This window comes from Aequorivita vitellina (genome assembly GCF_022008365.1).
Lineage (GTDB): Bacteria > Bacteroidota > Bacteroidia > Flavobacteriales > Flavobacteriaceae > Aequorivita > Aequorivita vitellina.
Genome location: NZ_JAIRBA010000002.1, coordinates 1 through 13,432 on the forward strand (window position 1 = coordinate 1; position 13,432 = coordinate 13,432).

The following is a 13,432-nucleotide window of genomic DNA, read 5'->3' on the forward strand; positions in this document are numbered from 1 at the left end:
ATTTTTCTGATGCAATAACAATTCTTCCATTAATATCCATAATGGAAACGGAATCGAAATTATTGGTTTCAGATTGAATAATCAGTTTGTCTTGAGCGGGATTTGGATAAATAACCAATTCAGCCAAACTATTCTCATTTACTGACAATATTTGACTGGAGAAATAGGAAATAAAGCCAGCAAAGGTTTCATATTGGAAATAGTCTATTCCGTCGTTTCCTGTATATAAAGTACAGCCCAAAGGCGGATTGCGATACATTAGGTCATATAATACATAACCAACGGATCCGGGCGGGCAATTACTTTCATCCTGTTGATAGTTTTGTGCTTGCAACTTAAAATCATAATCCTCCCCATTTCCCAAAATAAAATCTCCACTTATTAAAGCACAGCCTTCAATCCCCGTATATGTAAAATCTGGGTTTATGGTAAATTGTGGAGGATTGGGGCCTGGATAAAAAACCGGATCGCCAAGATCTACTTCAGTCATATATAAATACCAAGTTTGAAATAACCTTGTATCTGGCACTGGAGCTGGCTCTGTGCTAAAATATGCCCAATTGTAGTCAGGATCCCTCAGTGATAGGTATTTATAACCGTTTCTTTCATTGTAATAATAGGTGAAGGTTTTAGATTCGAGATTTTGGGTGGTTAAAATCTCATAAAAATAAAGGTCTTCGTAATAACAATTTGGCTCCACACAATCGTTTAACGTGACGCCGTAAGAATGAAGCGTTAATGAATTACCATTAAAATTTGCTCCAGCATTCAGCACATTTGAAATACCTTCAGCTTCTAAAACATAACTGTTTGGAAGATCGTAAAAGGCCACAGTTGGGGTTTCTCCATTTGGGGTGAAAAAAAGATCATTTGTTTCAATAAATTTTAAATTGAAAGTCTCGTTCAGCAATCCTGCTGGCTGAGCAAAAGAAGTCAGGATCGAAAAACAGATGGCGAAAAGAAGTATAAGTTTTTTCATAACTGAAAGATTAGTAATTAAATATACTAAAATTTCAGCTTTAATCTTTAAGTGTCTTACGAATTTCCCGATTTAAAAAATAACCTGTTACAAGGGTTGAAAGTACATCTGCGGCAGGAAAGGAAATCCAAACTCCGAGCTCTCCAAAGTAATGTGGCAGTATAAAAATTAATGGAATAAAGAAGAATCCTTGTCGCGTTAAAGTAAGTAGTAAAGCAGGAACAGCTTTTCCAATGGCCTGAAAATACGCCGAGCCAATCAACTGAATTGCAATAACGGGCGTTGCTGCAAAAACCCATCGCATATAATACGGTGTTTTAGAAAGTATGTTGGGATCATTTGTAAACACTGAAACAATTGCTTCGGGAAAAATCATTATTACGGTAAAAATGACGAGTCCCAAACCACCCGCATACAGGATTGCCTTGTTGATACTTTCGCGAACCCGCTGAAATTTATGTGCACCATAATTATAACCTGCAATTGGTAAAAATCCTTGCGTAACCCCTAAAACAGGGAAGAGTGCAAACATCAACATTCTGGCGATGATGCCGTAAGATGCGACCGAAGACTCGCCCCCTATATCGAATAAAATATTGTTCATTAAAAGATAGGTGACGCTTACAACGGCCTGTCTGGCTAAGGTTACAAAACCTAGTGCCGACATTTCTTTTAAAATAGAAAAATCTAATCCAAAGTGGGGTAGACTAATTTGCAATTCAGATTTATCGCTTAAAAAGAACCAAAGTACATATAGAAAACACAAACCATACGAAATGGTTGTAGCCCAAGCGGCACCTGCCATTCCCATATCTAATTGATAAATTAAAATATAGTCTAAAAGTAGATTCCCAACGGAGGGGATTATCATGGCAATCATGGCGAACTTGGGTTTACCTTCGGCGCGAATTACGTTGTTTCCCATCATACAAAGCGCCAAAAGTGGCACCCCGTAAAGTACAATACGGTAATAGATTTTTGCAGGTTCAAAAATATCACCCTTACCACCGAATGCGGGAATAAGTTCGTTTATAAAAATTAAACCAAAAACCACCATTGCCGTAGTAAGCAACAGTGTTAATGTAATTTGATTGCCAAAAGTTTTTAGCGCACGCGCTTTGTTGTTGGCTCCTAAAGCACGCGAAATAATTGAAGAACCGCCAATACCAATTGCCATCCCAAGTGCAGCAATAAAGAAAGAAACTGGTAAAACAACATTAATTGCAGCAATGGCAATAGAGCCAATCCAGTTGCCCACAAAAATAGTATCCACCAATATATTTAGCGACATCACCAAAATACCGATGGAAGCTGGAACGGCTTGTTTAATTAATAAACTTCCAATGGAATCGGTTCCTAAAGCGGCGGATTTATTGTTCATTGTTTATTATTATTTTCTATTTCTTACAAATTGAATTTTAGCTTAATAAAAAATAACAATAGTTAATATAGAATAATTAAGCGATTGCTGTTTTTACATCGACGATGCGCCATTGATCTATCCATCCTGTCAAAACTTCGGCCCAGTCATCGCGGTCGTTTAAGCATGGAATAACTGTAAATTCTTTTCCGCCAGCTTCGTGGAATATTTCTTCTCCTTCCATTGCAATTTCTTCCAAAGTTTCTAAACAGTCGCTTACAAATGCGGGTGTAACGATTGCCATTTTTTTAGTTCCTTCCAATCCTAAACGCTCAATGGTTCTGTCTGTTGGGGGTTTTAACCACGGATCGAAACCCAAACGCGATTGAAACGCATTGGAGTAGGTGCCGGGTTTCAAATTCAGTTTGTCGGCAACTAAAGCAGTGGTTTTAAAACATTGATGGCGATAGCAAAATTGGTGTGCTGGCGATTCTGTTACACAACAGCTACCGTCAATTTTACAATGACTTTTTGTTATGTCTCGCTTGTAAATATGTCTTTCTGGAACGCCGTGATAGCTGAACAAAAGATGTTCGTAGTCTAAACCTTCCAGTTTTTCGGCTATACTTCTTGACAGTACTTCAATGTACTCCGGCTTGTTGTAAAATGCAGGAAGTGATGTAATTTCTAATTGTGGAAAATACTTCTTTTTAAGCTCTTCAACTTTCACATCAATAGTTTCGGTAGTTGCCATTGCAAACTGTGGATAAAGTGGAATAGTCAAAACTTCATCTACGCCTTGATCCACTAATTCCTGTAATCCTTTTTTTAGCGTCATACTGCCGTAACGCATTGCTAATGCTACCGGAATAGTGGTTTTATCTTGAATTTTTTTCTGTAGTCTTTCAGAAAGGACAATAAGCGGCGAGCCCTCGTCCCACCAAATTTTCTGATACGCTTCAGCAGATTTTTTAGGGCGTGTATTTAAAATAATGCCTCGAACAATAAATGAACGCAACCAAAACGGCACGTCGATTACCCGAGGGTCCATCAAAAACTCATCGAGGTATTTTTTAACATCTTTGGGGTCGGTGCTGTCTGGCGAACCGAGATTTACAAGGAGGACTCCTTTCATAGCAGAAAAATTTTTCGCAAAAATACTCTTTTAAAATACAATGCTCAAAAAGCGTGGTATTTAATAACAATGGAGCTATTTTGTTTATTTATGTATTCAGCCCCATCAAAAACTTCTTGGGTGTGGTGCCAAATTTCTTTTTAAAAGCAGCAATAAAATGACTGGCGGCGCTGTAACCCACTTTCAATCCTACCTCGTTCACGTTATGCGAACCTGTTGCTAAAAGTTGGCGGGCTACCTCCATTTTATAATCAAATAAAAAACTGAAAACCGAATCGCCATAAATTTGCTTAAAACCTTCCTTTAACTTGTTTAGCGGCAAGTTTATTTCGTCTGCCAATTGCTGTAAAGTGGGTGGTTCGGTCATTCGGTTAATCATAATTTGCTTCGCCCTTTTTATTTTTGAAACATTGTCTTCATCTGCTAAAAACGGACATTGTTCCACATCGACATCTGAAGGTCTATTAAAATAAAGACTTAGCAATTCGTATGCTTTCGCCTTAAAATAAAGGGGTTTTATAGTGGGATGCAAATTGTAATTCATCAATTGGTTCAACACAATTGCCATTGATGGCGAAATACGCGCGTCTTTATAATATTTGCGATCTTTATTTTCTTCACTTAAAAAGGTTATATAATTAGCTTCAGTAGAAAAAAGACTGTGAAACTTATTAATAGGAAGCAAAACCGAAAGTACCCACGAATTGGGGTTTAACGACAAATCTAGTGGCAAATCGCGCTGTGGATTATAAAGTAATAACGAATTTCCTTCCTGAATTGGTAGCTTGTAATTTCCTTCATTAAAAACAAAAGAAGCCGATCCTTTTATACAAAAGTGAAACTGAATAAAATTAGAGCTCACCTCCCGCTTAAAAGTTTGATTTTCATTGCTTTCGTTATTGAATTTTAAAATGAAAAACCCTGATTCTATTGTTGTTTCTTTATAAAAACCTTGAGCGACATTTTTTTGTAATTCCATATCGTTTTTAAAATAATTCTATTTAGAATTGTTCTAAATAAAAAACTGTTGAACTTGGTTGGAAACCGCGAATTTAGGGCAAAAGTATGATAAAAGTCATTTTTTAGTTATTTTTAACAGACATCGACATAAAAGATACCGCTGGCGTTACTTTTTAAAAAACAATGCACTTACATTTGCTTTGTTTTTATATGAAATGTCCAACTACAAAATTTAAGTTAACCAAAAGAAATGCTTTGGACGTTGCATTTCTTTTCAGCCGGAGTCTTAGCATTCCAATTTCTCAAATATAATCTGTGAATGAAAACTAATTTGAAGACTTATTCTGGGGAAGGCCTCGAAGGTAATTTTTATGCCATTGGCCTTAACTACAAAAAAGCAGATGCCGAAATTCGTGGCCATTTTAGCATTGACGATATTGCGAAAGAAAAAATATTGGTGCAGGCCAAAGCAGATGGAATTCCTTCTCTTACCGTAATTTCTACCTGTAACCGCACCGAACTTTACGGGTTTGCCCAGCACCCATACCAACTTATAAAATTACTTTGCGAGCACACCAACGGTACTGTTGAAGCGTTTGAAAAAGTAGCGTATATTTATAAAAATCGCGATGCCGTTTCGCACCTCTTCACGGTAGGAACCGGCCTTGACAGCCAAATATTGGGCGATTTTGAAATCATTAGCCAATTGCGCAATGCTTTCCGTGAGTCGAAAAAACACGAGATGATTAATCCGTTTATGGAACGACTTGCCAATGCGGTTATTCAGGCTAGTAAACGTATAAAAAATGAAACTGGAATTTCTTCTGGTGCTACTTCCGTCAGTTTTGCGGCAGTGCAATATATTATGTCGCATGTGCCACACATTTCTGAAAAAAACATTTTGCTTTTCGGAACTGGGAAAATTGGTAGAAATACCTGCGAAAACTTAATAAAACACACCAAAAACGATCATATAACTCTTATTAATCGCACAAAGGAAAAAGCTGAAAAAGTTGCGGGAAAATTCAATTTAGTAGTTAAAGATTACGCCGATATTCAGAGTGAAATTGCCCAAGCCGATGTGCTTATTGTGGCTACTGGCGCACAGTTACCCACCATTTCGCAGGAACTTTTGTATCTAAAAAGACCGTTACTTATTTTAGATCTTTCTATTCCCAAAAATGTTTCAGACGATGTGTTAGAAAATGAATTTGTGACCTTGGTGCACATGGACGAACTTTCAGCATTAACCGATCATACTTTGGAGCAACGCGCGGCACAACTTCCGCTTGCGAAAAGAATTATAGCTGAAATTGAAAAAGATTTTAACAAGTGGGCAGATCACAGAAAATATGCGCCGACCATAAATGCTTTAAAAAATAAACTGGTTGAAATTAAAGCGGGTGAAATAGACTATCAGCGCAAAAAAATTGACGGTTTTAACGAAGAGCAAGCCCAGATTATCAGTGACCGACTTATTCAAAAAATTACTACTCATTTCGCCAACCACTTAAAAGGTGAAGAAGGTTCCGCCGAAAGTATAGAACTTATACGAAGAGTTTTCCAACTTGAAACTGCCTAATCTTGAAAAAAACAATCCGAATTGGTACCCGCGACAGTGAACTTGCACTTTGGCAAGCCAATACTGTACAAGCTAAACTAGAAAGTTTAGGTTATAGCACACAACTCGTTCCCGTAAAATCTGTTGGCGATCTTGTACTAGACAAGCCACTTTATGAAATGGGCATCACTGGTATTTTTACCAAAACCTTAGATGTTGCTATGATAAATGGCACCGTAGATATTGCTGTGCACAGCATGAAAGATGTACCCACCCAATTGCCCAACGGCATTGTGCAAACAGCCGTTTTGGAACGCGCAACTTCGCACGATGTTTTGGTGAGAAACCACGAAATTGATTTTGAAAAACCAAGCGTAATTGCCACCGGAAGTTTAAGGCGTCAAGCGCAGTGGCTTAACAGATATCCAAACCATCAAGTTGTAGATTTACGCGGAAACGTTAACACCCGTCTTCAAAAGTTAAAAGACAATAAATGGGAAGGTGCAATTTTTGCGAAAGCCGGATTGGAACGCTTAGGATTTATTAAAGGCGAACAAGTAAAAAGTCCTGCTTTTGAAGGAAAAGCAGATGTTTTAGATTGGATGCTTCCCGCGCCAGCTCAAGGCGCAATGGTAATTGTGGCTTTAGAAAACGATGATTTTTGTAAAGAAGCAACTTCAAAGTTGAACAATGCTGCTTCCGAAATTTGTACGCATATTGAACGTGAGTTTTTACGAAAATTGGAAGGCGGTTGTTCAGCTCCTATTGGCGCTTTCGCAGAAATAATTGGCGATGAGGTGCTCTTTAAAGGATGTCTTTTCTCCTTAGATGGCAAGACAAAACTAGAAATTGAAAGGAAAGTTTTAACATCGAAATACAAAGGTTTTGGAAAGGATTGTGCTACTTTTATTCTAAATAATGGTGGAACTAAACTCATGCTTTCCATAAAAGAACAAATGAAATGAGCCTTTGGAAAAAAACGAGTCTGACGAACATCGTCGTTTGGTTTTTGGACCTTGGCTTGTTGGCTTTTTTAATTTTCGACTTTGGTTTTGAAAACTTTCAAGATTTTAGAAAATACAAACTCATTGTCCTACCCAGTTTATTGTTGGCGCTTATTGCTTTTAACTCCTACAAATATTACAAATACAGAAAAGATTCCGAAGTAAACCGAAGCAGTAGAATTAGCCTATTAATTCTTTTGTTGCTAATTGTGCTGGAAATAATAATGATTTCGGCTAATTACGAAACATCACTCGTTGAAACATTCTTTAACGCGCGTTACGTTATAGAATACGGGTTGCTGTTTTACTTCTTTATTCGGCTTACCTTACTGCTTCGAAGAGTTTACAGTATGTATTTTAACCCTGCCATTCTTTTTGTTGGCAGTTTTGCAATTATAGCCTTAGCTGGCACTTTTTTGCTAATGCTTCCAAGTGCCACTACGCACGGAATTACTTTTACCGATGCACTTTTTACGGCAACTAGCGCTACTGCAGTTACGGGCCTAATTGTACTTGATACTGCCAAAGATTTTACACCTTTCGGGCAATCAATAATTATGGTGCTTTTTCAAATTGGTGGCTTGGGAATGCTAACTTTCACTTCGTTCTTTGCTTATTTTTTTAAAAGTGGTGCTTCGTTTAAAGAAAGCCTGTATATGAAAGATATTTTAGGCCACGACAAATTGAACAGCGTCATGCGAACCGTGATGCAGATTGTGGTGTTTTCATTGATTTTGGAAGGCATCGGCGCCTTCTTAATTTATCAATCTCTGTCTCATATAGATTCCTATAGTAGCAGAGGATTTTTTGCAGTTTTTCACGCTATTTCGGCATATTGTAACGCAGGGTTTTCACTAGCTTCAGATGGGTTAATGGACACGGGACTTCGTTTTAACTACTACATGCAGTGGGTGCTAATGGGGCTTATAATTTTTGGTGGACTTGGGTATCATATTGCTTACAACGTGATTCAATATTTTAAAAAATTTGTAACCAATATTTTCAGTAAAAGAGACGACCGTTTATTTATTTCGCGGGTTATTAATCTAAATACTAAAATTGTTCTTTACACAACATTAATTCTAATTGTTGCCGGAACAACCTTCTTTCTATTTTCGGAACAACAAACTAATCTTTTACCACATACAACGGCATTCGGAAAATTTACCACCGCTATGTTTTCTTCGGTAACATCACGTACCGCTGGTTTTAGCACGGTAGATATGACTAATTTTACCATTCCAGGCGTATTGTTTATGATTTTTTTAATGTGGATTGGAGCATCGCCAGCGTCAACCGGGGGTGGTATTAAAACCTCTACATTTGCACTGGCTACCTTAAATATTTTCGCCATCGCGCGCGATAAAAAATACATAGAAATAGGAACTCGCAGAATTGCTGTTGAAGCAGTACATCGCGCGTTTGCCATTATTTCCATCTCTTTGGGAAGCATAGGGATGGGTGTACTATTATTGCTTATTTTTAACCCTGAATTTTCGCTGCTACAGATTGCTTTTGAAGTGTTTTCTGCCTTTTCAACCGTAGGGCTTTCTATGGGAATCACTTCCCAACTTTCTGAATACAGCAAATACGTTGTTATATTTTTAATGTTTTTTGGAAGAATTGGCTTGCTTAACTTAATGATTGGTTTGTTAAAAAGTGTAGCAAAAACCGATTATACCTATCCCGAAGAAAACATTTTAATAAACTAAATTCAACGAATTTTTTATAAAAAAGAATCAATATGAAGGTAGTAGTTATAGGACTTGGAAATTTTGGGATGTCCCTAGCCATTCATCTTTCAAACACCGGCAACGAGGTGATAGGAGCAGATCACGACCTCGAAAAAATTGAACAAATAAAAGACAAAGTAGCACACGCAGTAGCCATAGACGCTACTAATGAAAGTGCCTATCAAGCGCTGCCACTAAACAATGCAGATTTGGCTATTATTGCTATTGGTCAGAAAAATGGCGCCTCTATTATGAGTACCGCTATTTTAAAAAAACTCACTAAAGCAAAAATAATTTCACGTTCCGCATCTGCTTTGGAAGACACGATTTTGGAAGCGATGGGGGTAGATCAAATTATTCATCCGGAGCAGGAATACGCAGAACGTTTCACCAAAAAAATAAATTTAAAAGGAAGTATAGACAACTTTGAAATTGACGATGAATACTTGGTTTCAGAAATAGAAGTTTCTAAAACTTTGGTTGGAAAGACAATTCAGGAATTAGATTTTCGCAAAAAATTCAACTTAAATATTATAACTATTATTCGAAAAAAACAGCATACCAATTTATTGGGTAGACCCGTTCAAAAACGTGAAGTCGTTGGGCTTCCCACGCCAGATATGGTTTTTCAGCACGGAGATATATTGGCTGTTTTTGGAAGAGATGCAGATATAAAAAAATACTTAAAAAACCATGCCGACGGTTTTAGCAACTAAAAAATTAAAAGAAAATCAAAGGTCACTTCTGCTTAATGCGGATGTCTCTTTGGTGGAATACAACGCCATAAAAATTGAATTTGTGCCTTTTACAATTCCTAAAAATATAGTGAACGCTATTTTTACGAGTCAAAATGGGGTGAATTCTTTTTTCGCGAGTGTGCGTTCAAACAATGCCACTTCACCAGTTATAAATTCTATTAAAAATTGTTTTTGCGTTGGCGAAAAAACAAAAGCACTTTTGGAAGAAAATGGTTTAAAAGTGATGAAAATGACCGAATACGCTTCGGAATTGTCTGAATATTTGGTAAAAAATCATAAAAACGACACCTTTCATTTTTTCTGCGGAAATATTAGAAGCGAAGAAATTCCTTCAAAATTGAAAGAAAATAACATTTCATTTAAAGAAATAGAAGTGTATAGAACCGCGTTAAACCCTAAAAAAATTGAAAGACAGTTTGACGCAATTTTGTTTTTTAGCCCGAGTGGCGTTCGAAGCTTTATTTCAGAAAACAAAATTAATAACAGCGCAGCCATCTGCATAGGAACAACAACTGCTTCCGAAGCAAAAAAATATACAGAAAATGTGGTGATATCAAACACTACAACCGTAGAAAGCGTAATTGCAAAAGCGGTAAAAATATTAAATAACGAATGACTGGATTGAGGGCAGAAGAGTAATACGTACACCTCGCAACTGCAATCAAAGAGACAAAAACTAATGCTATGATTAAAAACGATTTATTTTTAAAGGCCCTTCGCGGCGAAACTGTTGAAAGACCCCCAGTTTGGATGATGCGCCAAGCCGGAAGATATTTACCGGAATTTCAAGAAATAAAGGCGAAATACGACTTTTTTACACGCTGCCAAACGCCGGAACTTGCCAGTGAAATTACCGTGCAACCCATTCGCAGATACGGGATGGATGCGGCAATTTTGTTTAGCGACATCTTGGTAATTCCGCAAGCAATGAATATTCACGTAGAAATGAAACCAAATTTTGGTCCGTGGGTGCCAGACCCAATTCGTTCACAAAAAGATTTGGAACGCGTAATTGTTCCAGATATAAATGAAACACTTGGTTACGTTATGGACGCCATAAAAATGACCAAAGAAAAGTTGAATGACGAAGTTCCTCTAATTGGTTTTGCAGGTAGCCCGTGGACTATTTTATGTTATTGTGTGCAGGGCCAAGGCAGTAAAAATTTCGACAAAGCAAAAGAGTTTTGTTTTACCCAACCCGCTGCAGCACACGAGTTGCTTCAGAAAATAACCGATACTACAATTTTATATTTAAAGGAAAAAGTAAAAGCGGGCGTAAATGCCGTGCAGGTTTTTGACAGTTGGGGCGGCATGTTATCGCCAGTAGATTATCAAGAATTTAGCTGGCAATATATACAACAGATTATAGATGCATTAAAGGGCGAAACACCTGTAATTGCCTTCGGAAAGGGATGCTGGTTTGCCTTAGATACTATGGCAAAAAGTGGCGCTTCGGCATTGGGTGTAGATTGGACTTGTTCGCCAAGAAATGCCCGTTATTTAACTGGCGGCAATATTACTTTGCAAGGAAATTTTGATCCCACACGTCTTTTTAGTCCGCCATCGGAAATAAAGAAAATGGTAAAGCAGATGATAGATGCATTTGGAAAAGATAAATATATTGTGAATTTAGGTCACGGTATTTTACCAAATATTCCGCTGGAAAATGCAGGTGCTTTTATTGAAGCAGTGAAGGAATACAAACAAGATTAGATGCTTTGGCGGATTTTTAAGAAGCTGGATTTTATGCAGCTTTTCGGCTTGTTTTGGTTGTTTCTAAAAAATCCTGTTTATGCGTTACCCACTATTTTTGCTACAAAACGATGTATGAATATTGCGTATCGCGAATACGGAAGTAAGCATCATTTAAGCAATAAAGCAAACGCATTTAGACATGCGCTTTGGGTTGTTTTAATAATCAAAAGATGCTTAAAATGGCGCGACAACGAAGAAAAAGTTAAGACGTGGGCGAAAGCATTTACCGATTGGCACGAAGATTTTTCGCCCAACGAAGCTTTGGAACGCACTATGGATTTGCACAATAATGCGGTGGGAGTTATTCTTTTTGAAAAAATAAAAGATAAAAGTGAAGCAGAAATTGTTTCCTTTTTAAAACGAAAAGCTTCGGAAGCAGTGCAAATTAAAACTGTGAACGACGTTGAGAATATTGAGACAGATTTAATTTACATAGTATGATTTGTCCGTTCGAGCGCAGTCGAGAACTCCGTCTCGACTGCGCTCGACCAGACAGAAGTTTGACCAATGATAAAAAACATTCTAAAAGGAATAAAAGCTTACACAGGAACTTTCAATCTCATCAATAAACTTGGGCTTTGGAAGTACTTTGGCGTGCCAATGGCCATCAGTTTTTTTACTGCTGTATTAATTGGATTTTCGGCTTGGGGTTTGAGTGATAATCTGGGGGCATTCATTTCAAAAATATGGTTTTGGGAATGGGGTGCAGAAACTTTTAGAACAATCAGCGAATTTATTGGAGCACTTATAATTATTGCTTTTGGACTTATAATTTACCGCCACGTTGTAATGGCATTAAGCGCACCGTTTATGAGCCCAGTTTCAGAAAAAATTGAAAAGCATCTTTTTGGAACAAACCATTCGCACAGGAATACTTCAAACGCAGCACAGCTATGGCGTGGCGTTCGAATAAACGTTCGGAATTTAGTAATGGAGTTATTGCTTACAATTCCAATAATTTTGATAGGTTTTATACCTGTAATAGGAATTATTTCGTCGGTGCTTTTGTTTTTGGTGCAGTGCTATTACGCAGGCTTTGGAAACATGGATTACACGTTGGAACGGCATTATAAATATTCGGAGAGCATTCAATTTGTGCGCGCAAATCGGGGTTTGGCAATAGGCAATGGCATTGTTTTTATGCTCATGCTTTTAATTCCCGTTGTGGGAATAATTTTAGTTTTACCACTTTCAGTAACAGCGGCTAGTACCGAGACTTTAAGAGTTTTGGAAAATTCGAAGGCAATAAAAAGAAATATTCAATGAAAAAACAATTTGTAGCATATATAAAAAATTTGCAAAACGAAATCACTTCAGCTTTGGAAGAAATTGACGGGAAAGCAACGTTTAAAGAAGATAAATGGAAACGTGACGAAGGAGGCGGTGGCCAAACCCGGGTAATTGAAAACGGAGCTGTTTTTGAAAAAGGCGGCGTAAACATCAGTGAAGTGCACGGAAAATTACCCGAAAGCATGCAGCAATATTTTGGTGTAAAAGACGCCGATTTCTTCGCTTGTGGATTGAGTTTAGTACTTCACCCAAAAAGTCCGATGGTGCCAACAGTGCATGCAAACTGGCGCTATTTTGAAATGTACGATTCCGAAGGAAATATCGTGGATAGTTGGTTTGGCGGCGGACAAGATTTAACGCCCTATTATTTGTTTGAAGAAGATGCAATACATTTTCATCAAATATGCAAAACCGCTTGCGATAAGCACAATCCAGCGTTTTACGAAACTTATAAAAAACGGTGCGACGAATATTTTTGGAACACACATCGCAATGAAGCGCGTGGCATTGGCGGCTTATTCTTCGATTATTTGAAAGAAACTGATACCATGAAAATGCAAGATTGGTATAACTTTGTAACCGAAATTGGCAACAGCTTTTTAGATTGCTATCTTCCCATAGTTGAAAAAAGAAAGGATATTTTATATACCGAAGAAAACAGAAATTGGCAGGAAATTCGTCGCGGACGTTATGTTGAATTCAATTTGGTTCACGATAAAGGAACGCTTTTCGGATTGAGAACCAATGGCAGAATTGAAAGTATTTTGATGAGTTTGCCACCACACGTGCAATGGAAATACGATCATCATCCAGAAAAAGGAAGTGAAGAAGAGAAGCTTGTTGAGGTTCTGGAGAATCCAAAAAATTGGGTGAAAAGTTAAAAGTTTACAGCTTAAA

The 13,432-nt window shown here is 37.5% G+C and carries 13 protein-coding genes; 9 read left to right on the plus strand and 4 right to left on the minus strand.

What is annotated here, in order from left to right; translation table 11 throughout:
* From K8089_RS01065 to K8089_RS01080, 4 genes are all read right to left on the minus strand, one after another.
* On the minus strand, positions 1-979 hold a 979-nt coding region (locus tag K8089_RS01065; RefSeq protein WP_237601413.1), incomplete at its 3' end, for a T9SS type A sorting domain-containing protein.
* A 40-nt stretch (positions 980-1,019) separates the two neighbouring features.
* Positions 1,020-2,360 (minus strand): MATE family efflux transporter, encoded by a 1,341-nt coding sequence (locus tag K8089_RS01070; protein WP_237601414.1) that lies wholly within the window; start codon positions 2,358-2,360, stop codon positions 1,020-1,022.
* A 76-nt stretch (positions 2,361-2,436) separates the two neighbouring features.
* Positions 2,437-3,474 carry a ferrochelatase gene (gene hemH, locus K8089_RS01075; RefSeq protein WP_237601415.1) on the minus strand — a complete coding sequence of 346 codons (1,038 nt, stop codon included), beginning with the start codon at positions 3,472-3,474 and terminating at the stop codon, positions 2,437-2,439.
* Positions 3,475-3,562: 88 nt separating this feature from the next.
* Positions 3,563-4,453, minus strand: a complete 891-nt coding sequence (locus K8089_RS01080; RefSeq protein ID WP_237601416.1) for an AraC family transcriptional regulator — start codon at positions 4,451-4,453, stop codon at positions 3,563-3,565.
* Positions 4,454-4,753: 300 nt separating this feature from the next.
* On the opposite strand from K8089_RS01080, the gene hemA reads away from it, so the two are divergent.
* From hemA to hemF, 9 genes are all read left to right on the plus strand, one after another.
* Positions 4,754-6,016, plus strand: a complete 1,263-nt coding sequence (gene hemA / locus K8089_RS01085; RefSeq protein ID WP_237601417.1) for a glutamyl-tRNA reductase — start codon at positions 4,754-4,756, stop codon at positions 6,014-6,016.
* Between the two features lie 2 nt (positions 6,017-6,018).
* Complete coding sequence (gene hemC / locus K8089_RS01090; protein WP_237601418.1) at positions 6,019-6,960, plus strand: hydroxymethylbilane synthase; 942 nt, start codon at positions 6,019-6,021, stop codon at positions 6,958-6,960.
* Positions 6,957-8,711 carry a TrkH family potassium uptake protein gene (locus K8089_RS01095; protein ID WP_237601419.1) on the plus strand — a complete coding sequence of 585 codons (1,755 nt, stop codon included), beginning with the start codon at positions 6,957-6,959 and terminating at the stop codon, positions 8,709-8,711. Before hemC ends, K8089_RS01095 begins: the two co-directional genes overlap by 4 nt.
* A 32-nt stretch (positions 8,712-8,743) precedes the next feature.
* Positions 8,744-9,448, plus strand: a complete 705-nt coding sequence (locus tag K8089_RS01100) for a potassium channel family protein (RefSeq protein ID WP_237601420.1) — start codon at positions 8,744-8,746, stop codon at positions 9,446-9,448.
* Positions 9,426-10,106 carry a uroporphyrinogen-III synthase gene (locus K8089_RS01105; protein ID WP_237601421.1) on the plus strand — a complete coding sequence of 227 codons (681 nt, stop codon included), beginning with the start codon at positions 9,426-9,428 and terminating at the stop codon, positions 10,104-10,106. Before K8089_RS01100 ends, K8089_RS01105 begins: the two co-directional genes overlap by 23 nt.
* Positions 10,107-10,174: 68 nt before the next feature.
* Positions 10,175-11,203, plus strand: coding sequence for a uroporphyrinogen decarboxylase (hemE, locus tag K8089_RS01110; protein ID WP_237601422.1), 1,029 nt, complete (start codon positions 10,175-10,177; stop codon positions 11,201-11,203).
* Positions 11,204-11,686 (plus strand): DUF6973 domain-containing protein, encoded by a 483-nt coding sequence (locus K8089_RS01115; RefSeq protein ID WP_237601423.1) that lies wholly within the window; start codon positions 11,204-11,206, stop codon positions 11,684-11,686.
* Positions 11,687-11,752: 66 nt separating this feature from the next.
* Entirely contained in the window at positions 11,753-12,511 is a 759-nt protein-coding gene (locus tag K8089_RS01120) for an EI24 domain-containing protein (RefSeq protein WP_237601424.1), read from the plus strand.
* Entirely contained in the window at positions 12,508-13,416 is a 909-nt protein-coding gene (gene hemF / locus K8089_RS01125; RefSeq protein ID WP_237601425.1) for an oxygen-dependent coproporphyrinogen oxidase, read from the plus strand. Before K8089_RS01120 ends, hemF begins: the two co-directional genes overlap by 4 nt.
* Positions 13,417-13,432: the final 16 nt, after the last annotated feature.